Source organism: Thalassospira marina (genome assembly GCF_002844375.1).
GTDB classification, from domain to species: Bacteria; Pseudomonadota; Alphaproteobacteria; order Rhodospirillales; family Thalassospiraceae; genus Thalassospira; species Thalassospira marina.
Map to the genome: position 1 here is coordinate 3325575 of NZ_CP024199.1, position 24593 is coordinate 3350167.

A 24593-nucleotide genomic window follows, 5' to 3' on the forward strand; every position below is an offset into this window, starting at 1 on the left:
CCGGGCGGTTGATTTTGTAATGTCGACTTGTAACGAATAGGCTGTGAGCGCGATGGAAAAAGTACCAATGACCCCGCAAGGGCATCAGCGCCTCGAAGAAGAACTGAAGCACCGTAAATCGGTTGAACGCCTTGAAATCATCAAAGCGATTGCCGAAGCACGCGAGCATGGTGATTTGTCGGAAAACGCCGAATATCATGCGGCCCGCGAACGCCAGAGCTTCTCTGAAGGGCGCATTGCCGAGCTTGAAGATGTTCTGAGCCGCGCCGAAGTCATCGACGTGCCGTCGCTGGCCGGGTCGATTGTCAAATTCGGGGCCACTGTTGGCCTGGTCGATGAAGACACCGATGAAGAAACGACCTATCAGATTGTTGGCCCGATCGAAGCCGACATCAACAAAGGCCGTATCTCGACCACCTCGCCGATCGGCCGTGCGCTAATTGGTAAGGCAGTTGGTGATTCTGTCGAAGTCAGCGTCCCTGGTGGCACCAAAGCCTATGAAATCCTGTCGGTGAACTTCGTCTGATCAGGTATCTTTTGGTTGATTAAAAAGGCCCGGTGCAGTCATTGCATCGGGCCTTTTTTGTTGCTGCACGATGAATGCGAATATCGCCTTGATGCCACGCCCCGCATCACACCAAATTGCAAGACGCCTCGCCACATAACGCGACAGACAAAACAAACCCCGCCACTTGCATGACGGGGTTTTGCAAATTCACAAGGCCGGATGTGATCAGGCAAAGACGGTCAATCGTCTTCGACATCCACATCAATCGGCACGCCGGGCTGGCTTTTGGCGGTACGAATCGACAGGGCCGATTTAACGTGGTTCACGTTCTCCGCAACGGTCAGCTCGGTGGTCAGGAATTTCTGATATTCGTCCCAGCTATGCGATACGATTTTGAGCAGGAAGTCCATATCGCCAGCAACCATGTGGCATTCGCGCACTTCGGGCCATTCGGCAGCACGTTTTTCAAAGGCGCGCAAATCATGTTCCGCCTGGCTGGCCAGACCGACCAGCGCAAAAACCGTCACATTGTAACCCAGTGCCTGTGCATCAACATCGGCATGATAGCCCTGGATGAACCCGGCTTCCTCAAGTGCACGAACACGGCGCAGACAGGGCGGTGCCGAAATACCGGCACGACGTGCCAGTTCGACATTGGTCATCCGGCCATCTTCCTGTAGATCGCGCAAAATTCTGCGGTCGATCTTGTCGAGTTTGACCCGTTGCATCTATTCCTCGATTCTGTGCGCTGATACACCCCGAACGAAACAATATTACAGCGGGGCCAAAGGCTGGCAATAATATATTCGGGCCGATTTTGCAACTTTCCGCAAACGTAAAGCAGGTGCCACGCACGAAAATAATAAACTTTTGGTGCAAAAACGACCCAAAACACAAGCAACGGGCGCGGCAATGGCGCAGGCGCATATCAGCCATCCTTCCCTGCAGGCAAAAAAGGCCGATTGTCGCGTTCGCGCTGTTGCACAACCCCGCCTTCATCCATATGTTCGTTTCCCAATTCCAAATATTGTTTCACAACATCTGGCAATGGCGAATTTCATATGGCCCAGGAACACCACGTAAACGTCCTTATCATCGGGTCCGGCCCGGCCGGTTATACCGCAGCAATCTATGCCGCCCGCGCAAACCTTGCGCCCATGATGGTGATGGGGTTGCAACCCGGTGGCCAGCTCACGATTACCACCGATGTTGAAAACTATCCCGGTTTTGCCGATGTCATCCAGGGTCCGTGGCTGATGGATCAGATGAAGGCACAGGCCGAACATGTCGGCACCACCATGGTCCATGACCTGATCATCGATGTCGATTTCTCCAAACGTCCCTTTGTCTGCAAAGGGGATTCGGGTGCGACCTATATCGCAGATAGCGTGATCATCTCGACCGGAGCACAGGCACGCTGGCTTGGCCTGCCGGGTGAAGAAAAATTCAACGGGCGCGGTGTTTCGGCATGTGCGACCTGCGATGGTTTCTTCTATCGCAACAAACCGGTCACTGTTGTTGGCGGCGGCAATACCGCAGTTGAAGAAGCCCTTTATCTGGCTGGTATCTGCAGCAAGGTCACCCTGATCCACCGTCGCGGTGAATTGCGCGCCGAAAAAATGCTGCAGGAACGCCTGTTCAAACACGAAAAGATCGACGTGGTCTGGGACAGCGTGATCGAGGACATCCTTGGCGGTGACGGCCCGATGGACGGCGTTGAAGCCGTTAAGGTCCGCAATGTCAAATCGGGCGAAACCCTTGATATTCCGTGCGACGGTTTCTTTGTTGCCATCGGTCACGACCCGGCAACCAAAGTATTCCAGGGCCAGGTCAATATGGATGACGAAAACTATGTTCTGGTCGAACCGGGCACCACGCGCACCAATATCCCCGGTGTGTTTGCCGCCGGTGACGTGACCGACAAAATTTATCGCCAGGCGGTGACGGCTGCGGGTATGGGTTGCATGGCCGCCCTTGAAGCCGAAAAATTCCTGGCCGAACAGGCAGACTGAGAAACGTTTCACATGGCATAAGCCCAGACATGCCGGGAAGGTTGCCAACAAAGATGTGAATTTGGGAAAAGACCAAAGACAGCGATATGTCTTTGGTCTTTTTCGCATTTTAAGGCACGATCAGGGAACGGGCTGTTGAAATCAGTCGGGGGCGGACGGGGAAATGGCAATGTTTCAGGCTGCGGGGGATGTGAAAATTGCCCGAAACGTGAATGCTTGCTTGCACAACCGCTACAAGCCCTCATATTACTTTGATGACGGCCTTGTAAAAGCGGCAATGGCATTCAGTTAACCAGCTGGAAACCAAATGCTTTTAAAAACGGGACATAATCAGGGGGCCATCGTGCCGACCAAACGGTGGTGACAAAGGAGCAGGTCAATGGATTGGGACAAACTGCGTGTCTTTCACGCTGTGGCCGAAGCAGGAAGTTTTACACACGCGGGTGAAAACCTGAATCTTAGCCAGTCTGCGGTAAGCCGCCAGATCAGTGCACTTGAAGAAAGTGTGAAAGTACCTCTTTTTCACCGTCATGCACGCGGGCTGATCCTTACCGAACAGGGTGAATTGCTCTATCGCACGGCCCATGATGTGTTTGCCAAGCTTTCCATGGCCGAAGCCCGCATTCGCGAATCGAAAGAGCGCCCGTCCGGCCCGCTGAAAATTACCACCACGGTTGCCTTTGGCTCGATCTGGCTGACGCCGCGCATTAACGAGTTTCTGGAACGTTACCCGGAAATCGAACTTTCCATGGTTCTCAATGATGAGGAACTCGACCTTGCCATGCGCGAGGCCGATGTTGCCATCCGTATGCAGCCGCCGCGTCAGGCCGACCTGGTCCAACGGCAGTTGATGACGCTGCGCTATCATATTTTTGCCTCGCCCGAATATATCAAGGCGCATGGCATGCCCAAAAAACCGGAAGACCTGAAGGACCACCGCCTGATCATTTATGGCGAAGATGCCCGCCCGCCGGTTTCCAACGTCAACTGGATGATGAATGCGGCCCTGCAATACAAACCCGATATGCGGCCGATTCTGAAGCTGAACAATATTTACGGTATCTACCGCGCCACCGAATCCGGCCTTGGCATTTCCGCCCTGCCCGATTACCTGGTGCCGGCCGACAGCAAACTGGTGCGAATCCTGCCGGAACTCGAAGGCCCCAGCTTTGATGCCTATTTCGTCTATCCCGAAGAATTGCGTCATAGCAAACGAATCGGTGTGTTCCGCGACTTCCTGATCGACAAAATCAGCGAAGTAAAGGCACGTCTGGCGGCAACCGCCTGATTTGTAAGACCTTTTAATACCGCAAATTCAAACCCCGGCAGGATCATCCTTCTGCCGGGGTTTTTATTATCTGCAAACCGGTAAATACCGGCACAATGCACCAGCAATTGCCGCCAACTGACCGGATAACCATAAAACGGTTATTAATGTTCTTGGCGCACCGTTAGCACCCTCTGCGTTACATCAATGACGGCGCATGGCCCCGATGGGCAAACTAACGGCAGATTCATCATAACCGTTGAACGCTTGGCAAAGGCATAGAGGTTACAGCAACGCGCAAACGCACACCGCAACGCACAATGGAAACCCCGCCTGCGTCATAATAGCTTCATTTTACTGACACTTTTCTGCCATGCGCCCTGCGCATGATTGAATTGTTCTTTTTCTATTTTTAAACGAAAAAACACAGACATATATTTGCACCTGTGGTTGTTACAGTGCGTAGCACCAAAGGTTTTTTCCATCTTTTTCGTCCCCGTTTCGGGGCGTCCGGTCAAAACGTTATTTGGCCTGGAGTCCTAGTGATTCCGCGTCTCCCAGACGTTAAAGCCTCCCTGTTGAGACTCACGGCAGCCCGAAACGGCTGCCGTTTTTTTTGCTCAAGCGCAGCGCACTTTTCCGTGAGGACCATGGAACATCCTGAAACCTGCGGAACTGAGAAACATTAATCACGATTAAATCGTTTATTTTCAATAACTTGTATTATTTTGGGAACTTATACAAGAAACATGCGTTTTACGCATGGCAGAAAAAGCAATTTGACAGTGGTATTCGCCCGTTAAATCGCTATTTTCTCAATCGAACCGCAGCGGTGAACGCCGCACCGCGGTAAAGAGTTTTCTCCCTGACCGTTTTTTCGGTCTTAGCCGGGCGCCCTGCCCGGCTTACCCAGGGCCCCGAGAGGGGTCCTACGTCTCCCAGACGTGAAGCCTCCCTGATAAACTTGCCGGGCACTTTGATGCCCGGCTTTTTTTTGTCCAAAATTCAGGCGGGCCCCGCTTCATGACCCGCGGCCATTTGCAATGCCCGCCCATCTCACCAATCAATCTTGTCCATTTGCCATGCGCACAGCCCCAATGTGGTTTCGCGGCTTTATTAACCAATTTACCGTTTCGCCTTGCTGACAGGCGCGAACGGCAGAACGGGGACATAGCGACACATAAAGGTGAAGGTCCGTGTGCAGGACTGACTTGGCAGCACCGCCAAGAACGATCAGTATGGTTGCGCAACGCGACAGGGCACATACATGAAAAATAACATCGCCGAATTTCTGTTTGGCAGGGCACCGGAAAGCAGCCTTCCGGAACGGGTAAATAACGCCATCCGGGATCAACAGCGCGAAAGCGAACAGCTTATCGGCTGGGTGCAGTTGTTATTGGTGACCATCTTTGGCACCCTTTATGCCGTATCGCCCAAAACCGCCATGAGCGATGGTTTCCACCCTGTCCCCTGGGCGCTCAGCCTTTATTTCCTTGTCACGTTTGCCAGGCTGGCTCTGTCCTATCGCATTCACCTGCCATCCTGGGTTCTGACCCTGTCTGTCATTGCCGATATCAGCCTGTTGATGGTGCTGATCTGGAGCTTCCATATCCAGTATATGCAGCCCGCCAGCTTTTATCTGAAAGCGCCGACAATGATGTATGTTTACATCTTCATTTCCCTGCGCGCTTTGCGGTTTGATCCACGCTATATCCTTCTGGCCGGGGCCAGTGCGGCACTTGGCTGGCTGGTGCTGGTGTTTTACGTCCTCTGGAGCGAGGGCGGACACAGCATGATCACACGTGACTATGTCACCTATCTAACCTCGAACTCGATTCTGATCGGGGCAGAGATCGACAAGATCATTTCCATTGCCATGGTTTCGGGCGTATTGGCGATTGCCGTTCTGCGTGCCCAGAGGTCGTTCAAGCGCGCGGTAAGCGAGGAAATCGCCGTGCGTGACCTGTCGCGTTTTGTTTCGCGCGAGGTGGCAGACCGCATCACCCACGCCGATCAGCAGATTCGCCCCGGCGATGGCGAAGCCGTAAACGCAACCATCATGTTTACCGATATTGAAGGTTTTTCCACCATTTCGGAAAATCTGCGTCCGGCCGAACTGGCCCATATGCTCAATGAATATTTTGCCGCCACCAGTGCGGTGATCGAAAAGTTTGGCGGCGTTATCACCCAGTTTCAGGGCGACGCAATGCTGATTACCTTTAACGCCCTGAAACCCGATACCAACCATGCCGAAAGTGCGGTTAAAACCGCAATTGAAATCCAGCGCCTGTGCGAGACATTTACGTTCTGCCACGGCGGCAAACTGAAAACCCGTTGCGGCATCAATACCGGCGACATCATTGTTGGTGCCATTGGCAGTGAAAACCGGCTGACCTTCACGGTACATGGCGACACGGTCAATATCGCGGCCCGCCTGGAACCGCTAAACAAGCAATATGGCACCTATATTCTGGCATCCGAGGCCACGGTTGCCAGTTGCCAGGAACTTTCCGGTAATGGCAACTGGACCCGGCGCGGCGAAGTCACCGTGCGCGGCCGCACCCAGCCCACCCCCATTTTCAGCACCGATTACCAGACCTATCTGCAAACAAGCTTTCTACCAGCTTGACGCACACTGCACGACGGGGACAGACGCCAAAGACGGCCAAGGCGTGGGCTGGCATTCGTCATGCCGGTTATCGGCATGGCATTTAAGCACGCATACGAGCCCACACATCGCGCCCTGACACCTGCTGGTGCAAACACAGCTTACTGGTACCTGAACGGCTGGAGGCGACTCCAGCGCTCTATCCCCCCTATCCTCCCCTGCCCTCAGATCGGCGTGTGCGCCAATCAAACAAATCAGCAGCCACAGGCGTGTCACACACGCTTCCCAATTCGCGCACATTGTAGCGCGAGCTGGCGGCCGTCTGGGTGCGCCTTAATCCAACGCTGCGCGATACGATCTTGCAATCAGGCAAAAGAAAACGGGGTGGGTCGGGGGAACCCACCCCGTTTGGGGGACAGATGGTCTTGGGGAGACCGGTCAGCGATGGATGTTCTGCCAGAAGGACTGCCGTTGGGGGGAACGGCCTTTTGGGGCAGTTACCGATAACTGGCGAGGGAGGGGCGCCTGATCGGTTTGCATCGCTGACAGTTATGAAGATGCCCTGTAAATCGGGCAGGAAAATTATCAGGAAAAGGCCATTTAACGGCTTTTTATCGCAAGTTTGCGCCACATTCCGCCCGGTCTGGAAATACCGGATTCACGCAAAGAAAAACGGGTGTTAACCGACACTAGAACCTAGAGAGAGGCGGGATATGGTGGGATGAGGCGGGACGTTGCGGGATAGATGGCGGGAAAACGGGGATTTTGGTGCGACGTGCGGGAATGTGCGGCGCGTCTCTTTGTTTTTGGAGGCAGACCCGTTCGGGGGTGTTTCGCCAAATGATTTTGTAGTCAGGCCTGCTTTAACAATTGGCTATCAAAAGTCGGGGATTAGCCTCTGAACGGGTTCTTAAAATGCTTTTACGGTTTGATGTTGCAGGCCTTGAGTGGGAGGGAAATCTGCTCTGCGGCCCCTTTTAAGGGCACGGTCGATGTGATGTCCTGAACGCGAAACACTAGCTTGTCGCCGCCTTTTAAAATCGAAAAAGCAAAATTGGTGGCGTCAAGCGAGGCTAGGGCAGCATCCTTTCCCAAGGTGATCCATGTCTCCGTTACCGCAGGCTCTTTGTCAATGCGCCAGGCGACTGGCAAAGTGTCCTCCATTGACAAAAGTTTCAGTTTCACGCTCTGCAGGTAGCCGACAATCACAGCAACAAAATGGCCTTGTGAACACTGGAACAGCAATTGAACCCCTTCGGGGGCTGCGATACCGGCGGTAACAAGAAGTTCGTCCGTTATGGCATCCTTTGATTCAGAGGCACTCCACTGGTTGATGCCTGACTGTTTGGCAAAAGCCGGTGCGGCAAAAAGACAGCAAGTGGCTGTTAATACGGCATATTTAAGAAATTTCACCGCTGATTTCCCCCGATCTATCGGACAAGAAAACGCCCCACCCAAAGGGCGCGACCGATGATTTTTACATTTGACATCTGTTCGCGCGTTACCTGCTGCGACGGGTAGAGGGAGCGATTGTCGCTAATCACTTCCAGCCCGTCAAAAAAGAGGCGCAGACGTTTTATGTGCGCGGTCTCGCCCAGTATGAAGGCCATGATGCCGTCTGTCAGTTCCTTTTGTTTGGTGTCGATCAACACCTGATCGCCGTCGCTTACGGTTGGCTCCATCGAATCGCCCGCAACATCAAGGATAATCAGCCTGTCCGGGTTGATTCCCGCGAGTTTCTTGTGGAAAAAATCCCGTGAAAACGGAACGTACCCAATGATGTTTGACCGGCCATTTAACGCCCCGTCCCCCGCCGCAAGTCGGGCATCATAGTGCGGTACGAGCACTGTGTCGGTGTCTTTGCGGCTCTGCGTCGTCTGTTCTGGAAGTGTCTCAATGCCGGATGCCAGCCAGTCCAGACTAACACCTGCTGCAACAGCCAGCTTTTGCAAACCGATAAATTTCGGTTCTGTTTTGCCGTCCCTCCATGCCGCCAGAGTTTCATCGGTCACTCCGGCGTGAGATGCGGCTTCTTTTAAACTTTTAAATTGTCTTATGACCGAGGAAATCCGGGTTCCAAGCTCTATGTTATAGGCTGGAACCTGTTTTCCATCTTTTTTCTCGTGTTCCATCTTTGGCATATTCTTTTTTATTTCAATAACTTGACCGAATTAACCGAGATATTCCGTTACAAATCAGGATGGAACGATATTTTTCGGTTGAAAGACGATAAAACTCGGCCTATGTTTTTCCTGTTCCTGAAATTAAACACTCAAAACAAACCAGCCTGGCGGGGCTGGTCGGAGCGAGGAAAGACAAATGGCGCGTCTGCGCGACAAGCAACCAGAGGAAATCAGGTTTCTACTGAACCGTAAGGGGATGACCTTCGCCTATATTGACCGGAAGTACCAACTCCCGACCGATACAGCCTGCAAAGCAGCACGGGTGCCGCATGCAGAAGGCGAAGCGGCCATTGCAGACGCATTGGGCCTTTCTGCCTGCAAAATCTGGCCCTCACGGTTTGACAGTCGCACAGGTGAGCGCCTCAAGCCTCAACCTGCCGAGAACTATAATGCCCGGCCCCGCCTGCGTCACTGTCTAAAAGGAGAAGCAGCGTGAACGGTGGTGATTTGCCTGACTATTTCATGAATTCCCCTGTGAGCGGTTTGTCTGGTCGCTGCCGAGCATAGGGGAAACGGCGGCAGCGTGAAATCCCCCTCTCATCCCCCGCGCCGCCGCCGGTCTCTTAATTTGTTTTTTAAGTCTCTTAAGGGGTTCTGAATGTCGCAAATGATTGAAATATCGGCAATTGAGGTTGGAGAACGGTTACGTGCCGTTGATGCTGATTACGTAACCGTATTGGCGGAAAGCATGCGCCAAAGCGGAAAGGTTTTGCAGGCCATTGCGGTTCGCAAGTTTTTCAAAAAGGGAGACTTGCACCCGAGCTATTCGCTGATGGCCGGTGCACACCGGCTGGAGGCAGCCAAACTGGCTGGCATGACGGAAATTCCCGCCGAGGTGCACGACAATCTGTCAGACCTGCAGGCGCGTCTTTTTGAGATTGATGAGAACCTTTTAAGACATGAATTGAACCCGCTTGATCGCGCGGTTTTCCTTGCAGAGCGCAAATCGGTTTACGAGGCGCTGCACCCTGAAACAAAGAATGGTGGTGATAAGGGTAATCAGCATACCGGCGGAAAAAAGAGGCAGAGCGACACGATGTCGTTTAGCCAGGATGCAGCGGAAAAGACCGGTCTTAATCCGCGCACCATCGAACGTGCGGTGGCGATTGCGCGCAAAATTTCGCCGGAAATTCGCAAGTCTTTAGCCGGAACGGCATTTTCCAAAAACCAGAATGAGCTTTTGCTGCTGGCCAAACAGGAACCGGCACAACAGGCGAAAATTGTTGATTTGATCCTGCGCGAGGATGCGGGGGTGAAGTCAGTCAAGGCCGCGATTGCGCGGGTTGGTGGCAGGCCTACAGAAGTGCCGGACCCGGCCCTGCAGCAATTAAAGAAACTGATGGATGCCTGGCGGCACGCCGGTGCACCGGTCAGGCGTGATTTTGTCGCCAGCCTGTCACAAGGCGACCGGGCGGTTTTGAGCGCCCTTCTTGCCGGGCCTGATATGGCGGAGGTCGCGTAATGGTTAAGCGTAGGGAAGATGGCGGAACGCTGGACCTTTTCACAGACTGGGAGCCGCCCAAAGTTGGGGTGCAGTTTGAGGATAAAAGCCGTATTCGAGCCAGTAATGTTGCTGCGCGTATCAGCCGTATGGTGGCGGAGGTCATGCGGGAGTCCGGGGTGAGCCGCGAAGAGCTGGCATCGGCCATGAGCGCGTTTTTGGGGCATCCGGTATCCAAGGCGATGTTGGACGCCTATGCCACACAGGCACGTGGCGACCACAATATCAGCCTGGCACGCGCCATTGCGCTGGTTGCCGTGACGAAAGACGCGCGTGTGATTGGTACCGAGCTTGACCCGCTGGGACTGGCTGTGGTGCCCAAGCGCGACCTGCACGGGTTGCGCCATCTGGCATGGCAGGAGCGGACCCGCAAGGCCCAGGCAATGGCAGATGCTGAATATCAGATGTGGAAGGGGTTGGCGTGATGCAGGAATGGTACTCGCCAGCCGAAATCGCATCGTTGAACCTTCCGGGCATCCCCGAGACCGTGCGCGGAGTGAACATACTTGTTCAAAAACATGGCTGGCGGGACGCGATTACGGTCAATGGATCGGAATTGGCTCGTAAACGAAAGGCTAGCGGTGGCGGCTGGGAATACTATTGGACGCTGTTTCCGATTTCTGCCCAAAAAGAGCTGCAAAGGCGCGAGATTGCGCGGAAGAAAAAAGAGAACATGGCGCGCGGCGAACGTGGCGTCACGGAAAATCGTGTTGACTGGGAATGGTTCGAGAGCCTTCCCGAAGAACGTCGCAAGAAAGCGCGGGACCGGTTTGCGATCCTTGAGGCGGTCTGTGCGCTGCAACGCGGTGCATTATCAAAAGACCAGGCGGTTTACATCGTTGCCGCCCAGCAAAATGTTGGCGTTTCCACCGTCTATAATTGGTTCAAAATGGTGGAGGGGCTTGATCGGAAAGACTGGCTGCCTGCCCTTTGCCCGCGCCATACCGGGCGCACGAAAACAGTGCCCTGTGACCCGATGGCATGGGAGTTTTTGAAAGCTGACTTCCTGCGCCTGTCGAAGCCCCCCTTTACGGCCTGTTATTTGCGCCTTGAAAGGGCAGCGAAAGAGCATGGCTGGTCGATCCCCGCTGCCCGCACCCTTGAACGCCGGTTAATGAGTGAAATTCCCGAGCCGGTGCGTGTTTTGCTGCGCGAGGGGAGCGAAAAACTCAAAATGATGTATCCGCCGCAGGTGCGGGATCGTACCGAGTTCCATGCGATGGAGGCGGTCAATATCGACGGTCACAACTGGGATGTGTTTGTGAAATTCCCGGATGGGGAAGTCACCCGCCCGATGATGATTGCGATACAGGATTTGTATTCCAACAAATGCGTGGCATGGCGGGTCGATAAATCGGAAAATTCCGATCTGGTGCGCCTGGCCTTTGGCGATTTGTTCCGCGATTACGGCATTCCTGACCATTGCTGGTTGGATAACGGTCGCGGCTTTGCCGCCAAGTGCATTACCGGCGGAACACCGAACCGGTTTCGCTTCAAGGTCAAGCCCGAGGAACCAAGCGGCATTTTGACCGCGCTGGGCGTGAATATTCATTGGACGACCCCGTATTCAGGGCAATCCAAGCCTATTGAACGCATGTTCAGGGATTTTTGCGATCACATTGCAAAGCACCCGGCCTTTCAGGGGGCCTATACCGGCAATAGCCCAATGGCAAAACCGGAAGATTATGCCAGCCGGGCGATCCCGCTTGATGAATTCCTCAAGGTGGTGGGTGAAGGCATTCGCCAGCACAATGCCAGACCAAAACGCAATACGCGCGTTTGCGGGCGTATCCGGTCGTTTGACCAGGCATTTGAAGAAAGCTACGCCAACTCGGTCATCCGCAAGGCCGCCCCCGAGCAGCTGCGCATGTGCCTGCTGGCTGCCGAACAGATCCGTACGGACAAGCGCAGTGGCCGCATCGAACTGATGGGGAATACCTATTGGTCCGACTGTCTGCATGAGCATATCGGCAAGCCGATCATGGTGCGGTTTGACCCGGATTTCCTGCATGAGAGCGTTTTTGCCTATCGCCTTGATGGCAGCTTTATTGGCGAGGTCGAGCTTTGGGAGGCCAGCGGTTTTGCTGACCGCAATGCAGCGCGGGCGCATAACCGCAAGCGTCGGGCCTTTATCAATTTGACGCGCAAGGCTGCCGAGATCGAACGCACCTTGTCGATCGACGAATACATGCAGCTTCTGCCTGACCTTGAGGAAACAACCCCGTCACCGCAACCGGCAGCGGTGCGAATGGTAACGGGTAATCTGGCCAGACAGGCCGAAGCCGCGCCAGTTTCAAATCAGGATTTACAGGAAGAGTTTTCAAGGAATTTCCGCGCTGGCCTGCAGATTTTGCAGGGTGGTCGGGAAGAGTGAGAGCGCGCCGCCGCCAAGCATAGCGCGCCCTCGTGATCAACAAGGACCAAAAGGAAAATAGCATGAACACATCTGCTGGAACAGATCAGACATTTAGTGATGCGGAGATTGAAGAAATCCGCGCATCCTGCCAGGCGGTGATGGAGGCCGAAGGATATAGCCAGGCTGATGTCTCGCGCCTGGCGGGGATCAAATACGGCACCTTTACTGGCTGGTTCAAGGGCACTTATGCGGGCAACAACTCCCGTGTGGCGGGCGAAGTGCAGATATGGCTTTCGAGCCTTGGTGAGAAAAAGGAAGCTGCGACACGCACGCCGCGTTTGCCCGACTATATCGAAACGCCGTCAACGCGCGAATTTATCGATGCGCTGCGATTTGGACACATTTTGCCGGAGATCGTGATTATCGCCGGGGGTGCCGGGATCAGTAAAACGACCGCCTGCGAGCATTATGCCCGAACCAATCGCAATGTATGGCTGGCAACGATGGACCCAAGTTCCAAGGGGACACACGGCCTGCTGGTCGAGCTGGCCGAGGTCATGGATGTGACCGAAAAGCATGCTGCGAGGCTGGCAAAGGCGATTTGCCGCCGGGTGGAGGGCACCAAGGGCCTGATCATTATTGATGAAGCGCAGCATCTGACAACAGAAGCCCTTGACCAGGTGCGGTCAATTTATGACCGGGCGCACGGGACGGTCGGTGTGGCTTTGGTCGGTAACGAACAGGTTTATGCGCGGTTGGAAGGCAATGGCCGCAAGGCGGGCTTTGCCCAGCTTTTCTCCCGTGTCGGGGTTCGTATTACCCAGTCGCAACCGCGTGCGGAAGATATGTGCGCACTGGTGAAAGCATGGGGCATTACCGACAAGGAAGAAATCAGGGTGTTGAAGGCCATCGCCCGCAAACCGGGTGCGCTGCGCGGGATGATGAAAACCTTGCAACTGGCCACCATGCTGGCAGTGGGTGCCGGGGTACCGCGCACCATTGAGCATATCAAGATGGCCTACGACAAGCATTCATCCTCTTTCGTTTCCAGCGGTTCGTAAGGGGGCACGTCATGCTTAGTCAAAAACTCGCAAATGTGACTGCGGCGCTCCGCAAGATGGCGCACCAGACCGGGGGCAAGTTGAGCCTTGATGCGGCGACCACCGACATTCTGCTGACCAACCTGCAGGAGCTCGCTGACCGGTTTGAAACCTATGAGAAAACGAACGGGCCGCTGATTGTGGGCGAGGCCAGCCTGCTTGCGATTGAGCGCGGTGTGGCGCGGGGACAGGTGGTCAATCTTGCGGATCGCCGCACAAGCCGGGCGCTGCGCCATGACCTGACGCCTGGTCCCGGAGGTGCCGCATGAAACGGTCGCGCATTCCCTTCATTCGCCTCCTCATTCAACAGGTGCGCTTTTTGCGGACCCTGCAAAGGAAGACCCAATGACCACCATGATGACTACGATGGCAGAGATTGAACTTAAAACGCAGGGCTATGCCGCCGCGCGTGCAGAGCTTGAGGAAGCTGTCAAGGCCCTGCAGGAAGACCTCGATAAGGTTAAGGCCCGCTATATGGGCATGATCCGCAAACAGATTGAGAGTGTGCGCGAGCATGAGCACGAACTTTCAGCCCTGATCACGAAAGCGCCAGGTCTGTTTGAAAAACCCAAATCGCGCACTTTTGCGGGCATCAAGGTTGGTTATGCCAAGCAGCCGGGCCGTCTTGAATGCCCCGATGATGACCAGCTGATCAGTGCGATCCGCAAGCTGTTTCCCGACAGCGCCAAAACGCTGATCAAAACCACCGAAAAGCCGGTCAAATCCGCCCTTTCCAACATGAATGCAAAAGACCTGAAGCGCCTTGGCGTTTCGGTGGTCGATGCCACCGATGTCGTCATTGTCAAGCCGCAGGACAGTGACGTTGACAAGCTGGTTGCGGCGCTGATCGAGGAGGATTGAAGGATGTCTTTCGAAGAGATTGCCCCGCCGCCCAAATATGCACCTGTGTCGATCGAGCCGGATGAGATCGTGATTTCGACCCGCAGCATGCGCAAATGCCAGATGGTGGTGCTGCGCTTTGGTGAGGGTGCCGTCAAGCGCCTGAAGCTGCGCGTTGGTCATCACTATCTGGCGCGCTGGGGGTCGGCGGAGCATCAGGGAAAGTTGCGGTTAAGCGAGGTTTCTCGCGGGTGGGAATTGAAACAGCCCAAACGCAGCAAAATTGCCCAGATTACCTTTTCGCGCCTGCCCGCCAGTTACCAGGGCAAGCAGTTCTCGGGCAAGCGTATTACCGCCGAACAGATCGACGGGGTGCCGGGGCGTTCGGAACCGTTTGTTCAACTGGTCCTGCCGGTGGATTTCTTTGCGGAGCCTGATCATGAGCAAGTCTAAAGCGCGGGATGTGTTTTGTGTCGAACTGGTTGATCAGGCGCTGGTTTACGTGATCGCCCGGTCGGCCAAAGGTGCGGTGAGCGTTGCAGCGCAAAGCGGTTTTGCCCCGGATCGCAGCAAGAAAGCCCGTTTGGTTGATACGCTGTTCGCCGAACGGGCGATCAATCGGAAACCGGCAAAAACGGAGGCTGCGTGATGTATGCCTATTGCTATGGCAGCGGGGATATTCACATCGCGCCCGAGATGCCGGTTGAGGCAACGCTGTTGATGTCAGGGCCGGAAGCGATCCTGCGCTGGCGCATCGGTAACATTCGGCGGGTGCCTGGCATCCCCGCCGAAGTTTATGCCGGTGAAAAGCAGGCCATCACCCAGTTCAAAAGGTTTCTTCGGGTACCGCGCCGCAAAGTGCGGGGGGCCTGAAGGCGAAAACCGGGGCCACCCAAACCTGTTACGAGCTTTTGGTTTGGCCCCGGTTCACCGCCTTAGCAACGAGCAGGTGGAAGCCTGTTCCTTGGTGCGGCGGCGAGCGGAGATGAGGGCGTTATTGCCGAAACCGTCAAGGCCGAAAGGCTGGCCGGAATGGCCCGCCGCACCACCCCGCAAAATCAGGAGCGAATGATGAAGAAATTCAAGGGCTATTTGAACCATACACAGGTGCTGGCCGCCTGTACCAAAGCCGGTTTCGAAGTCGATACCTCGCGTTATGACGATGGTGGAGACTGGATCACTATTTTTGGCCGGTTCGCCGATGAACATATGTTCATCACCTATTCAAGCTGGAACGGCAAGTTCATAGGCAAGTCACCCGATGGCTCGTTTTTTAACGAGTCTAGCGAAGAGCTTGAGGGAACCGACTGGTACGACGCCATCCTCGACTTTCTCTATATCCCGGAAGAAGACAAAGCCGCCTGAAATGACCAAAACCCCACGCACAAACCCGGATGCACGCGCTGCTCTTGCCGATCTGGCGATGGTTGCTGCCGGGTTTGTGCGCGGGGATCGACCGCGTGGAGCAGCCGCGCGGGGCCGTCTTTTAACAGCCCTGCATCATGCGAATGAAGTGTTGAGTGCCGGTAAGGAAGAGGCTTTTAGCGCCGAAGCCTTTGCCGACCCTGAACAGTTGATTCGGGCTTACATCGAGGCCGGTGGGAACTGGCAGAAACTCGTTGCCACTGTGAGCCGCCTATCCCTTGAAGGAGCGACCCGTCGTCATGAATAACCAGTTGATCAAAGAGTTTGTCAATTTGCGACCAACGGGGGGATTTCGTGTGATCCTTGCGGACCCGGCGGTGAGCTTTGATAACTGGTCAGCCAAGGGAGAAGCGAAAAACGCCAAGGCGCATTATGACTGCATGAGCTTTGAGCAGATTGCCAAAATGCCGGTCAGTGCCCTGTGTGCCGATGATTGCGTGCTGTTTTTGTGGGTCACATGGCCAACCATGCCGCATTGGCAGGAAATGATTACCGGCTGGGGCTTTACCTTTGCCGGGCTCGCCTGGGAATGGCGCAAATACAACCCTGAAACCGGCAAATATGCTTTTGGTCCCGGTTATGGCACGCGCAAGAACCTTGAGCCCTGCCTGATGTGCGCCAAGGGCAATCCATCGCTTAAATCAGCCTTGCCCGATGATCTGTTCGGGATGGGGCGTGTGCCTGTCGGGGTTCATTCCGTGCGCGACTGGATTGATTGGTGGCCCGACGATGAAATTCGAGCGCCACGCCGTGAACATTCCCGCAAACCCGACGAACAGTATGACCGCATCGAAACGATGTTTGACGGGCCGTATCTGGAACTTTTCGCCCGTCAGAAACGCAAGGGCTGGGCTGCATGGGGCAACCAGACCGACAAGTTTGGAGAGGTGGCATGAAAAACCATTTTCCCAATTGCGCACTTTCGATCCGGCAGCCGTGGGCGCATCACATTCTGTTTGACGGAAAGAGGGTCGAAAACCGTTCCTGGCTTACCCGGTTTCGCGGGCCGTTTCTGATTCATGCTAGCGCCACCTTTGACGGCACAACGGCAGAAAGACGGGCCTTCATTGCGGATCATCCTCACAGCCCCCTAGGTGGTATTGTTGGTATGGTCACGCTGACCGATCTGGTCACATCGTTGGATAGCCCGTGGTTTTACGGTCCCTACGGCTTTGTTCTGACCGATCCAAAACCGCTGGATTTTGTGCCCTGCAAGGGAAAGCTCGGCTTTTTCACACCCGACATTGATTTTGCGCTGCTGAAAGCGAGGGCATTATGAGCGGCTCTTGGTACGACGATGCGCGAGCGGTGATTGCAGAGCTTCATGTGGCCCTTCCTGCGGATTTGCCCTTTCCCGAACGGGTTAAGGCAGTGCGCGAGGCCTATCCCTACGGCGAGCGACGGCGTTGGCCTTACAAGGCATGGTGCCGGGCGCAAAGGGAGTATCTCTCCCGTTTTGTGACCACGAAACAGCGCCCCAAAAACCTGCCTTTGAAGCCGCTTGAGCAATTCATTGAAACATCAACCAAGTCCGAAAAACCGGGAGGTACGAATGACCAGGCATGAAGATATTCTGCGCAAGATCAGTGCCTGTCTGGCGCTGGCGCAATCTGACAACCCGCACGAGGCGGCAGCCGCGTTGGCCCGTGCCCAGGAGTTGATGGAAAAATATGGTGTCAGCCATGATGATGTCGCCATTAGCGATGTGAGCATCTGCACAGCGGATAGCCGCGCAGGCCGGGTGCCGCCGAAGCATATTGTTATGCTTGCACGCATGGTTGCGTTGGCGTTCGGTGTGGCAGCTGTGTATCGGCCCTATTATCTTGGCGATAAATGGCGAGCACGCTTTGAATTTTATGGAACTGATGCCAGCCCCAAGGTAGCGGCTTATACCTACGAAGTGCTTGAGCGGCAGCTGACAAAAAGCCGCACGGCCTATATTGGCAGCCTGAATAAACGCCTGAAACGCAACACCAAAGTGCGCCGGGGTGATATGTATGCCAGTGGCTGGGTACAGGCCGTCTCTGACAAAATAACACCGCGTTCCAGAACAGAGACGGAAGCCAAAGCCATTAAAGCCTATGAGGCAAAGCAATTTGGTGATGGCTTGCGGAGCATGAAAGGCAGGGATCTTAGCACCAAGGCACGTAACCATGATTACGGGGCTTTGGTCGATGGGATGGCTGATGGCAGCAATGTTGAATTCCGTCAGGGTGTTGCGGGAGAGCGCCAGAAAGTACTGGCCGGTGGAGGTGCCGGGTCATGACCGCCCTTCGCAAAACCACAGCAAAACCGAAAAAGCCGGTTGATGCCTATCGCCGCCGTTTGTATGGCAAGATCGAAGTGGCGAAGAAGGCGCTGGGCCTTGATGACGATGCCTATCGTGACATTATCGCCCGGCAATTCGCTGGCAAAACCAGCCGGACCCAGCTTGGCACAGCACAACTGATCGAACTGATCGAGCATTTCAAATCGCTGGGTTTCAAGCCGAAACGCAAAGCCCCGGCACGGGCCGGTCGCGCCCAGCTGGCCGACGGCGACAGCGCACGCAAAATCCGTGCGCTATGGATTTCCCTTTACCATCTTGCGGTGGTTTCAGACCCCTCTGAAAGGGCTCTCGCAGCCTTTATCAAACGACAGGCCGGTGTCGATGATGCGCGGTTCTTGTCTGATGACGGGGCCTTTAAGGTGATTGAGGCTTTGAAAGCCTGGGCTGCGCGGGCGGCGGGTGTCGATTGGTCGTCCTATCCGATCGAGTTTGGCAGGCTTGTTGAACGTCCCCGGTGCCGGGTGATCGAGGCGCAGTGGCGCATTGTTGCCCCGAATGGTGCACAAAGCTCCCTTGCCTGGTGGGTGCAGGATTTTGTCCGCAGTCCCGTCGCGATGTCGCATTGGACTTTGAGCGATGCGCAGGCAGATCAGGTTATTGAGGCGCTTGGCAAACAGGTGCGCGAGATCAAAGGACGGGGAAAATGACCATGCAAACCGTTCCCGCTGCGCCTGTTGATGCGGTTCTGATTCACCGCAAGAACTGCTTTTTGCATGCGCTCAAGCGTGCGCGTGCCCGAAGAATCGCCCTGTCACCGGCAGAGGCGGAAAGCCTTCAGGACAGTCTGCGCCGGATGGAGCCGGTGTTTGCGTCCGGGCGCAGTCGGTATCGCATTCCCGTGCGTCATCGTGGTGTATGGCTGATCGCGATTTACGATGTGCGCCTGCATGTGCTGGTCACGGTCTGGCGCGACACCAGGAGGGTGCGGTAATGACAAAACGCATCTGTCCGGCTTGCGAGGGAACAGGGCTGCTATGGATATGGCCGTGTCATATTTGTGGGGGGAGTGGAAATTTCACGGATAAGTCTCGTCCTGGCAATGAAACATCACTTCTCGTCGATGTCTGTTTTGATGTCGTCGATTGGACATTCTGTAAGGATAAATTTCTTCCAGTCTTCATAGTCGGGCATAAAGTCTTGGATTTCGGCAATTTTATCCGTGATCAACAAACCTGTTTTCACGATCACGGCAAGGGCGTGTCCATGTTCTTTTGCAAATTCCTTGGACAGTTCTATAGCTTGCCCAGGGGCCAATCGTGCGGTGTCTTCTTGGATAGCGATTTTTTGTGTGTCTACTATGTTGTAGAAACGTACGACCATGTGAGCACATTCGTTTGGGAAGAAAGCTACTCCGTCCGGCTTGTGATTGAAGATAATTGGGTTTTGAAGCAATCGCGCATGTCGGCGGGACACTTTTGCATCTTGTACGATACTACGCCTAATCGAGACTATTCGTGTGATGATATCAGTGATTTCAACAGAAATTGCTATTACATAAGACGTTTCCTGTTCTCTGCGACGCTCCGCATGTTGACGTTCTTGCGACTTCGTATGTTCTTCGGTGGCGTTGGCCTGAGCGCGGGCTCCAAAATACGCAAGTGCACCACCGCCAATAGCTGCCAGCCCCACCAACAAAGAGGCTGTAGCACCAACAAAAGTCGGGTGCGATTCTATCCAGCAAAAAAACATAATTTTCCCCAAAGTACGAACGTTGTAACGATGCCACCAGAATGCGAAGCACGGCAACTGTTCGTTTGGGGAGGCGACCTTGGTTAGCGCACCTCTTCCTCACGGGCTAAGCCAGATCGCAGAGGCGGCTGGTACCGAGGCCGCCCTTATGATTGCGCTTGAACGGGGAGGATCGCGTTTGCGAATTCCGCAGAAAGCCGAGGGTTCGGTCCTACAGGAAATTGTGGGGATTGACGCCGCCGAAAAGATCGTGAAGGATCTGGCGGACGAGCGGATTGAAATCCCGTTGGCCAAGAAGATTGTTGCCGCGTGGTTGCGCGAACAGGGGTGGAGTCAGGAACGGATTGCGATGCGCCTGAAGGTCAGTCGGCGCAGCGTGCAATACTGGCAGTCGGGCACGACGCCAACGCGGCAGAGCGACCTTTTTTCCTCCTTTTAACACCGGTACATATGATAGGGCGCAATGATTGCGCCCTAATCTGATTGAGGTCGATCCCGCATCCTGCTTCGAGCAATTTGGAGCGGGATTTCATGTATTCCAGAACCTTTTTACAGGCTGCAGAGACCGTCCTTTTACATGAGGGCGGTTTTGTTAATGATGCCACCGATCCCGGTGGGGCGACCCGTTACGGGATTTCGCTGCGCTATCTGATTTCGCTGGGCGAGATCGATCTGGATCATGACGGTTTTAACGATTTCGATTTTGACCGTGATGGCGATGTGGATGCCGACGATATTCGCCAGATGCCGCGTGAAACCGCGATCAGGATCTACCATGACAATTGGTGGGTGAAGTTTGGCTATGAGAACCTGCCGGGCGGCATTGCGCCGAAGGTGTTTGATCTTGCGGTCAATATGGGGGCCAGGCAGGCGCATAAGCTGCTGCAACGTGCCTGTCGTGCATGCGGCGAGAATATCCTGGACGATGGCATTATTGGTCCGCTGACCCGTCGGGTTTTGTTCGGTCTTGATCAGTGGGGGGCGATGACGGCGTTTCGGTCTGAAACTGCCGGGTTTTACCGCGGGCTGATTATTGCCAAGCCGAAATTTGAAAAATATCGCAGCGGGTGGCTACACCGCGCTTATGCGTAAGGAGGTGTTATGGGAGCTTTGCTTGCGGCCCTTTCTGCTGCCCCTGCGCTGTTTGACGGGGCACGGGCGGTTTATAATGCCGTTACCGGCGATGAGGCGGCCACCACGCCTGATGCGCTGGTCAAACAGGTTGACGCGCTTTCGCCCGAGCAGCGCGACCGCATCATTGCCAGCATCATTCAGCTTCAGCAGCTCGATACCCAGCGGTTTATGAACCTGACCGCAGGCGATGCCGACCATGTCCGCGCTACGGCGCGCCCGCAGATTGCTTTGCAGGCGATGGGGGTTATTCGCCTGTTTGGTTATGCTATCTCGGCGCTGTTTTTCCTCGCCGTTGCCGATTGGGCGTTAAAAATTGGCGGGTTTTATTTTGGCTATCAGCTACCGGGCTTTTCGGTGTGGGCCAGCATTGCCGAGGCCAAGCCAGTCGCCGAAATGATCTGGGCACCGGCGCTGGGCGCCTTTTGGGCCTGCGTAAGCGTGATTAAAAAGTATATGGCCTGTCGCGAGCGCGACAAGGCGATTGAGGCGGAAATTCGTGCCGGGCGGCCACTGGATGCGACATCGGCCACGGTGGCCGCTGCCAGCGAAGGTGTGGCCAGCGTGATCAAGGCGTGGAGAAAGTGATGGGGGACATCATTGACGCCGCACAGGAGCTTGAATACCGGCTGCGCACACAATCACTCGCCTGCCACCGGGTGCGGTTTGCCGAACTGGTATTGGAAAACTGTGTGGAATGCGGTGAGCCGATACCGGATGCGCGGCGCAAGGCTTTAAGTGGGGCGTTACGCTGTATTGATTGTCAAAATGAATTGGAAACGGGGAGCCGGTTGTGACGCTGGAAATGCTATCGAATTATGGCTGGTTGTGCGTGCTGGTGTTGCAGGGTTTTTTCGCCTGGACGGGCTGGTCGCTTAAAAAGCGGTTCGTCACACGCGAGGATTTTGAAGCCGACATGAAGAAGCTATCCGATGTGTTTTCCCGTGATATCGGGGAAATGAGAAATCATGTCGATGCGGCGACCCTTAAAATAGATCGCTGTGAAGCCCGCCTTGAAGACATGCCGTCACAAACGGAAATTCACGAATTGAGCGTGGCGCTGGAAAAACTGTCCGGGCGGCTTGGCGGGCTTGTCGAGCGTGTTGAGGCGGCTGGGCACAACCAGGACCGGTTTGAACGTGTCCTCAACCGGATTGAGGATTACCTGCTAAATGGAGCAAAAAAGTGAGCTTTCCCGATTTCATCAGCGAAAAACGCCGCCTGACGATCCTGCGCTATCTTACCGAAGAAAACGGTTATTCGGCCAATGACAGTGTCATGCACTCGGTGGTGGCCCATTTCGGGTTTAGTGCTTCGCGCGACGTGGTGCGCGGGGATTTTGCATGGCTTCGTGATCTTGGCCTGGTCACGGTAGAAGAGATTTCGAGCGACGTTCATTCCGCAAAGATTACCCAGCGCGGTATTGATGTGGCCAAGGGTAATACGCGTGTTGCCGGTGTCGCCCGCCCCGGTCCGGGGAACTGACATGGCCTCGAAATCCAAGATCGAAACCGAGCTTTCCGAAGATGATCTGAAGGACTTTCGTCATTTGATGGCGACGGGTCGTTGTTCGATTGATGGCCTTGTCGACTGGCTGGGTAAGCGCGGTTACGAGATTTCCAGATCATCGGTCGGACGTTATAGCCAGAACTTTGAGCGGGTGGCTGCACGGCTGCGTGAATCGCGCAAGATCACGGAAGCCGTCACGACCGAACTTGGCGAGGCAGCGGTTCAGGGGCAGCAAGGTCGGTTGCTGGTCGAGATGACCCGGACCCTCGTGTTTGATCTTCTGATCAAGCTTCAGGAAGCCCAGGACAGTGAAGACGGAGACGGTGCCGAGATTTCGGCCAAGGATGTCATGATGCTGGGCAAGGGCCTTGCCGATCTGGGCAAGGCGCTTCGCCAGGATCAGGATTTTGAAACCAAGGTCCGTGAACAGATCGCAGCGGAAGAACGGAAGAAAGCGGCAGACATTGTCGAACAAGCCGCATCCAAGGCTGGCAAGGGTTTGTCGCGTGCGGCTGTTGACTCGATCAAGGCCGAAATTTTGGGCGTAGGCTAAGCATCATGGAACAGGCTGAAATCAATCCGACACCCCTGGATTTTAACCCGTCGCAGTTTGACGCGGACGAGGTTTTGCTGAAATACCAGCGCGACTGGATTGCAGATACATCCGATATCAAACTGGCCGAGAAATCCCGACGCACAGGCCTGACCTGGGCAGAAGCCGCTGATGCTGTTTTGACGGCGGGCGCATCGAAGTCTGCCGGTGGTGGTAATCATTTCTATGTCGGATCGAACCGGGAAATGGCGGTTGAATTTATCGACGCATGTGCGATGTGGGCGCGCGCCTTTGACCAGGCGGCAGGTGAGATCGAGGAAGAGATCCTTAAAGATGGTGACAAGGATATTCTAACCTTCAATATCCGGTTCTCAAGCGGGTTTAAAATTCAGGCACTGTCCTCACGACCAAGCAACCTGCGTGGTCGCCAGGGCAACGTGACGATAGATGAGGCTGCGTTCCACGATCATCTTGATGAAGTCCTGAAGGCGGCGATGGCGCTGACCATGTGGGGATCAAAGATCCGGATTATCTCCACTCACAATGGTGTCGAGCATCTGTTCAACGAGCTGATTGAAGATACCCGTGCCGGAAAGAAGCCCTATAGCATTCACCGGATCACGCTCGATGATGCCTGTGCGCAAGGGCTTTACCAGCGCATCTGCCAGATTCGGGGTATTGAATGGAGTGAGCAAGCCGAAAAAGCCTGGAAGGAAAAACTGCTTGCCGGTACCGCGTCCAAGGAAGATGCGTTGGAGGAATATTACTGCGTTCCCAAATCCGGTGGTGGCGCCTATCTGTCGCGGTCGCTGATCGAAGCGCGAATGTATGACGCGCCGGTCATCCGGTTTGAATGTGATGACGCGTTCCGCAAGCTGAACGACCAGCAACGCAAGGAAGAGATCGACGCATTTTGCGAAATCCAGATGGCACCTTTGCTGAAGTTGCTGGACCGGACCGATGAACATGCGTTTGGCGAGGATTTCGGACGCAGTGCCGATTTGACAGTGATTGCGCCAATGGCGATCAAGCCGAACCTGAAGCGCGTTGTGCCGTTCCTGGTCGAACTGCGGAATATTCCGTTCCGGTCGCAAGAACAGATCCTGTTTTACATTGTTGATCGTCTGCCGCGTTTGCGCGCCGGACGACTGGATGCACGGGGAAATGGCCAGTATCTGGCCGAGCGAGCGGTCGACCGGTACGGCGCGTCGATCATTGAAGCCGTCATGATCTCGCAATCCTGGTATCTCGATGTGATGCCAAAATTCAAGGCGCGGTTCGAGGATGATCTGATTGCGATCCCACGTGATCGCGATGTGGTTGATGATTTGCGCGCACTTCAGGTCATCAAAGGTATTCCAAAAATTCCCGACGGTAAAACCGGCGAAGATCAGAACCGGCATGGAGACGCGGCTATTGCACTGGCAATGGCGGACAATGCCGCCGATGGCGAGAATGCGCCGATTGAATTCACCGCAGCCGCCAAGGCCGGGCCGTTCGGTCGCTCATTGGATATCGATGACGACGATGACGGATTTGATCTTGGCTTTGGCGCGTCGGGTGGCTGGTAAGGAGTAAGCGT

The 24593-nt window shown here is 54.9% G+C and carries 34 protein-coding genes; 30 read left to right on the top strand and 4 right to left on the bottom strand.

Annotated elements, in window-relative coordinates; genetic code table 11:
* The first annotated feature begins 52 nt into the window (after positions 1-52).
* Positions 53-526, top strand: coding sequence for a transcription elongation factor GreA (gene greA / locus CSC3H3_RS15125; protein WP_101264924.1), 474 nt, complete (start codon positions 53-55; stop codon positions 524-526).
* A 221-nt stretch (positions 527-747) separates the two neighbouring features.
* Here greA and CSC3H3_RS15130 read toward each other — a convergent pair whose 3' ends face one another.
* Entirely contained in the window at positions 748-1236 is a 489-nt protein-coding gene (locus CSC3H3_RS15130) for an Lrp/AsnC family transcriptional regulator (protein ID WP_101264925.1), read from the bottom strand.
* A 333-nt stretch (positions 1237-1569) separates the two neighbouring features.
* On the opposite strand from CSC3H3_RS15130, the gene trxB reads away from it, so the two are divergent.
* The 3 genes from trxB (at position 1570) to CSC3H3_RS15145 (ending at position 6416) form a co-directional block, all read left to right on the top strand.
* A complete protein-coding gene (gene trxB, locus CSC3H3_RS15135; RefSeq protein ID WP_101285365.1) occupies positions 1570-2520 on the top strand; it encodes a thioredoxin-disulfide reductase in 951 nt (316 codons plus the stop codon).
* A 379-nt stretch (positions 2521-2899) separates the two neighbouring features.
* Positions 2900-3808, top strand: a complete 909-nt coding sequence (locus CSC3H3_RS15140) for a LysR family transcriptional regulator (protein ID WP_101264927.1) — start codon at positions 2900-2902, stop codon at positions 3806-3808.
* A gap of 1246 nt (positions 3809-5054) precedes the next feature.
* Positions 5055-6416, top strand: a complete 1362-nt coding sequence (locus CSC3H3_RS15145) for an adenylate/guanylate cyclase domain-containing protein (RefSeq protein ID WP_101285366.1) — start codon at positions 5055-5057, stop codon at positions 6414-6416.
* A gap of 900 nt (positions 6417-7316) precedes the next feature.
* Here CSC3H3_RS15145 and CSC3H3_RS15150 read toward each other — a convergent pair.
* Both CSC3H3_RS15150 and CSC3H3_RS15155 read right to left on the bottom strand, forming a co-directional pair.
* Positions 7317-7808, bottom strand: a complete 492-nt coding sequence (locus CSC3H3_RS15150) for a hypothetical protein (RefSeq protein WP_101285367.1) — start codon at positions 7806-7808, stop codon at positions 7317-7319.
* Between the two features lie 17 nt (positions 7809-7825).
* Positions 7826-8527, bottom strand: coding sequence for an XRE family transcriptional regulator (locus CSC3H3_RS15155; protein ID WP_157831915.1), 702 nt, complete (start codon positions 8525-8527; stop codon positions 7826-7828).
* A gap of 187 nt (positions 8528-8714) precedes the next feature.
* Here CSC3H3_RS15155 and CSC3H3_RS15160 point away from each other — a divergent pair, with 187 nt between their 5' ends.
* The 18 genes from CSC3H3_RS15160 (at position 8715) to CSC3H3_RS15245 (ending at position 19060) form a co-directional block, all read left to right on the top strand.
* A complete protein-coding gene (locus CSC3H3_RS15160) occupies positions 8715-9014 on the top strand; it encodes a helix-turn-helix domain-containing protein (protein ID WP_101285369.1) in 300 nt (99 codons plus the stop codon).
* Positions 9015-9176: 162 nt separating this feature from the next.
* A complete protein-coding gene (locus CSC3H3_RS15165; protein WP_101285370.1) occupies positions 9177-10040 on the top strand; it encodes a ParB/RepB/Spo0J family partition protein in 864 nt (287 codons plus the stop codon).
* Positions 10040-10504, top strand: a complete 465-nt coding sequence (locus tag CSC3H3_RS15170; RefSeq protein WP_101285371.1) for a hypothetical protein — start codon at positions 10040-10042, stop codon at positions 10502-10504. The genes CSC3H3_RS15165 and CSC3H3_RS15170 overlap by 1 nt, the downstream gene beginning before the upstream one ends.
* On the top strand, positions 10504-12453 hold the full coding sequence (locus CSC3H3_RS15175; RefSeq protein ID WP_101285372.1) for a transposase domain-containing protein: 1950 nt from the start codon (positions 10504-10506) through the stop codon (positions 12451-12453). Before CSC3H3_RS15170 ends, CSC3H3_RS15175 begins: the two co-directional genes overlap by 1 nt.
* A 62-nt stretch (positions 12454-12515) precedes the next feature.
* The gene (locus CSC3H3_RS15180) at positions 12516-13496 is read left to right on the top strand and encodes an AAA family ATPase (RefSeq protein WP_101285373.1); all 981 of its coding nucleotides are present in this window, start codon (positions 12516-12518) and stop codon (positions 13494-13496) included.
* Positions 13497-13507: 11 nt separating this feature from the next.
* Entirely contained in the window at positions 13508-13804 is a 297-nt protein-coding gene (locus CSC3H3_RS15185) for a hypothetical protein (RefSeq protein WP_101285374.1), read from the top strand.
* A gap of 76 nt (positions 13805-13880) precedes the next feature.
* A complete protein-coding gene (locus CSC3H3_RS15190) occupies positions 13881-14396 on the top strand; it encodes a host-nuclease inhibitor Gam family protein (protein WP_101285375.1) in 516 nt (171 codons plus the stop codon).
* Positions 14397-14399: 3 nt separating this feature from the next.
* A complete protein-coding gene (locus CSC3H3_RS15195; RefSeq protein WP_101285376.1) occupies positions 14400-14828 on the top strand; it encodes a hypothetical protein in 429 nt (142 codons plus the stop codon).
* Positions 14815-15024 carry a hypothetical protein gene (locus tag CSC3H3_RS15200; protein WP_101285377.1) on the top strand — a complete coding sequence of 70 codons (210 nt, stop codon included), beginning with the start codon at positions 14815-14817 and terminating at the stop codon, positions 15022-15024. The genes CSC3H3_RS15195 and CSC3H3_RS15200 overlap by 14 nt, the downstream gene beginning before the upstream one ends.
* Positions 15024-15248 (top strand): hypothetical protein, encoded by a 225-nt coding sequence (locus CSC3H3_RS15205; RefSeq protein ID WP_101285378.1) that lies wholly within the window; start codon positions 15024-15026, stop codon positions 15246-15248. Before CSC3H3_RS15200 ends, CSC3H3_RS15205 begins: the two co-directional genes overlap by 1 nt.
* A 195-nt stretch (positions 15249-15443) precedes the next feature.
* Positions 15444-15740 (top strand): hypothetical protein, encoded by a 297-nt coding sequence (locus tag CSC3H3_RS15210; protein ID WP_157831916.1) that lies wholly within the window; start codon positions 15444-15446, stop codon positions 15738-15740.
* A 1-nt stretch (position 15741) separates the two neighbouring features.
* Positions 15742-16047, top strand: a complete 306-nt coding sequence (locus CSC3H3_RS15215; protein ID WP_101285380.1) for a hypothetical protein — start codon at positions 15742-15744, stop codon at positions 16045-16047.
* Complete coding sequence (locus CSC3H3_RS15220) at positions 16040-16696, top strand: MT-A70 family methyltransferase (RefSeq protein ID WP_101285381.1); 657 nt, start codon at positions 16040-16042, stop codon at positions 16694-16696. The genes CSC3H3_RS15215 and CSC3H3_RS15220 overlap by 8 nt, the downstream gene beginning before the upstream one ends.
* Positions 16693-17079: an ASCH domain-containing protein gene (locus CSC3H3_RS15225; RefSeq protein ID WP_101285382.1), complete on the top strand. Its 387-nt coding sequence runs from the start codon at positions 16693-16695 to the stop codon at positions 17077-17079. The genes CSC3H3_RS15220 and CSC3H3_RS15225 overlap by 4 nt, the downstream gene beginning before the upstream one ends.
* The gene (locus CSC3H3_RS15230) at positions 17076-17366 is read left to right on the top strand and encodes a hypothetical protein (RefSeq protein WP_101285383.1); all 291 of its coding nucleotides are present in this window, start codon (positions 17076-17078) and stop codon (positions 17364-17366) included. Before CSC3H3_RS15225 ends, CSC3H3_RS15230 begins: the two co-directional genes overlap by 4 nt.
* Positions 17353-18066, top strand: coding sequence for a DUF2786 domain-containing protein (locus tag CSC3H3_RS15235; protein WP_101285384.1), 714 nt, complete (start codon positions 17353-17355; stop codon positions 18064-18066). Before CSC3H3_RS15230 ends, CSC3H3_RS15235 begins: the two co-directional genes overlap by 14 nt.
* Positions 18063-18776 (top strand): regulatory protein GemA, encoded by a 714-nt coding sequence (locus CSC3H3_RS15240; RefSeq protein WP_101285385.1) that lies wholly within the window; start codon positions 18063-18065, stop codon positions 18774-18776. Before CSC3H3_RS15235 ends, CSC3H3_RS15240 begins: the two co-directional genes overlap by 4 nt.
* Entirely contained in the window at positions 18773-19060 is a 288-nt protein-coding gene (locus CSC3H3_RS15245; protein WP_101285386.1) for a hypothetical protein, read from the top strand. Before CSC3H3_RS15240 ends, CSC3H3_RS15245 begins: the two co-directional genes overlap by 4 nt.
* 116 nt (positions 19061-19176) lie before the next feature.
* Here CSC3H3_RS15245 and CSC3H3_RS15250 read toward each other — a convergent pair whose 3' ends face one another.
* On the bottom strand, positions 19177-19818 hold the full coding sequence (locus CSC3H3_RS15250) for a hypothetical protein (RefSeq protein WP_101285387.1): 642 nt from the start codon (positions 19816-19818) through the stop codon (positions 19177-19179).
* A gap of 148 nt (positions 19819-19966) precedes the next feature.
* On the opposite strand from CSC3H3_RS15250, the gene CSC3H3_RS15255 reads away from it, so the two are divergent.
* The 8 genes from CSC3H3_RS15255 to CSC3H3_RS15290 all read left to right on the top strand — a co-directional run bounded on the left by CSC3H3_RS15255 (position 19967) and on the right by CSC3H3_RS15290 (position 24582).
* Positions 19967-20257, top strand: a complete 291-nt coding sequence (locus tag CSC3H3_RS15255; protein ID WP_157831917.1) for a helix-turn-helix domain-containing protein — start codon at positions 19967-19969, stop codon at positions 20255-20257.
* Positions 20258-20349: 92 nt separating this feature from the next.
* Positions 20350-20910: a glycoside hydrolase family 108 protein gene (locus tag CSC3H3_RS15260; protein WP_101285389.1), complete on the top strand. Its 561-nt coding sequence runs from the start codon at positions 20350-20352 to the stop codon at positions 20908-20910.
* Positions 20911-20919: 9 nt separating this feature from the next.
* Positions 20920-21537, top strand: coding sequence for a hypothetical protein (locus tag CSC3H3_RS15265; protein ID WP_101285390.1), 618 nt, complete (start codon positions 20920-20922; stop codon positions 21535-21537).
* Entirely contained in the window at positions 21537-21746 is a 210-nt protein-coding gene (locus tag CSC3H3_RS15270; protein WP_101285391.1) for a TraR/DksA family transcriptional regulator, read from the top strand. Before CSC3H3_RS15265 ends, CSC3H3_RS15270 begins: the two co-directional genes overlap by 1 nt.
* Positions 21743-22138 carry a DUF2730 family protein gene (locus CSC3H3_RS15275; RefSeq protein ID WP_101285392.1) on the top strand — a complete coding sequence of 132 codons (396 nt, stop codon included), beginning with the start codon at positions 21743-21745 and terminating at the stop codon, positions 22136-22138. The genes CSC3H3_RS15270 and CSC3H3_RS15275 overlap by 4 nt, the downstream gene beginning before the upstream one ends.
* Positions 22135-22434 (top strand): VpaChn25_0724 family phage protein, encoded by a 300-nt coding sequence (locus CSC3H3_RS15280; protein WP_101285393.1) that lies wholly within the window; start codon positions 22135-22137, stop codon positions 22432-22434. The genes CSC3H3_RS15275 and CSC3H3_RS15280 overlap by 4 nt, the downstream gene beginning before the upstream one ends.
* Position 22435: 1 nt before the next feature.
* A complete protein-coding gene (locus tag CSC3H3_RS15285) occupies positions 22436-23011 on the top strand; it encodes a DUF3486 family protein (protein WP_157831918.1) in 576 nt (191 codons plus the stop codon).
* 5 nt (positions 23012-23016) lie between these two features.
* Positions 23017-24582, top strand: coding sequence for a terminase large subunit domain-containing protein (locus CSC3H3_RS15290; protein WP_101285395.1), 1566 nt, complete (start codon positions 23017-23019; stop codon positions 24580-24582).
* The last annotated feature ends 11 nt before the right edge of the window (positions 24583-24593 follow it).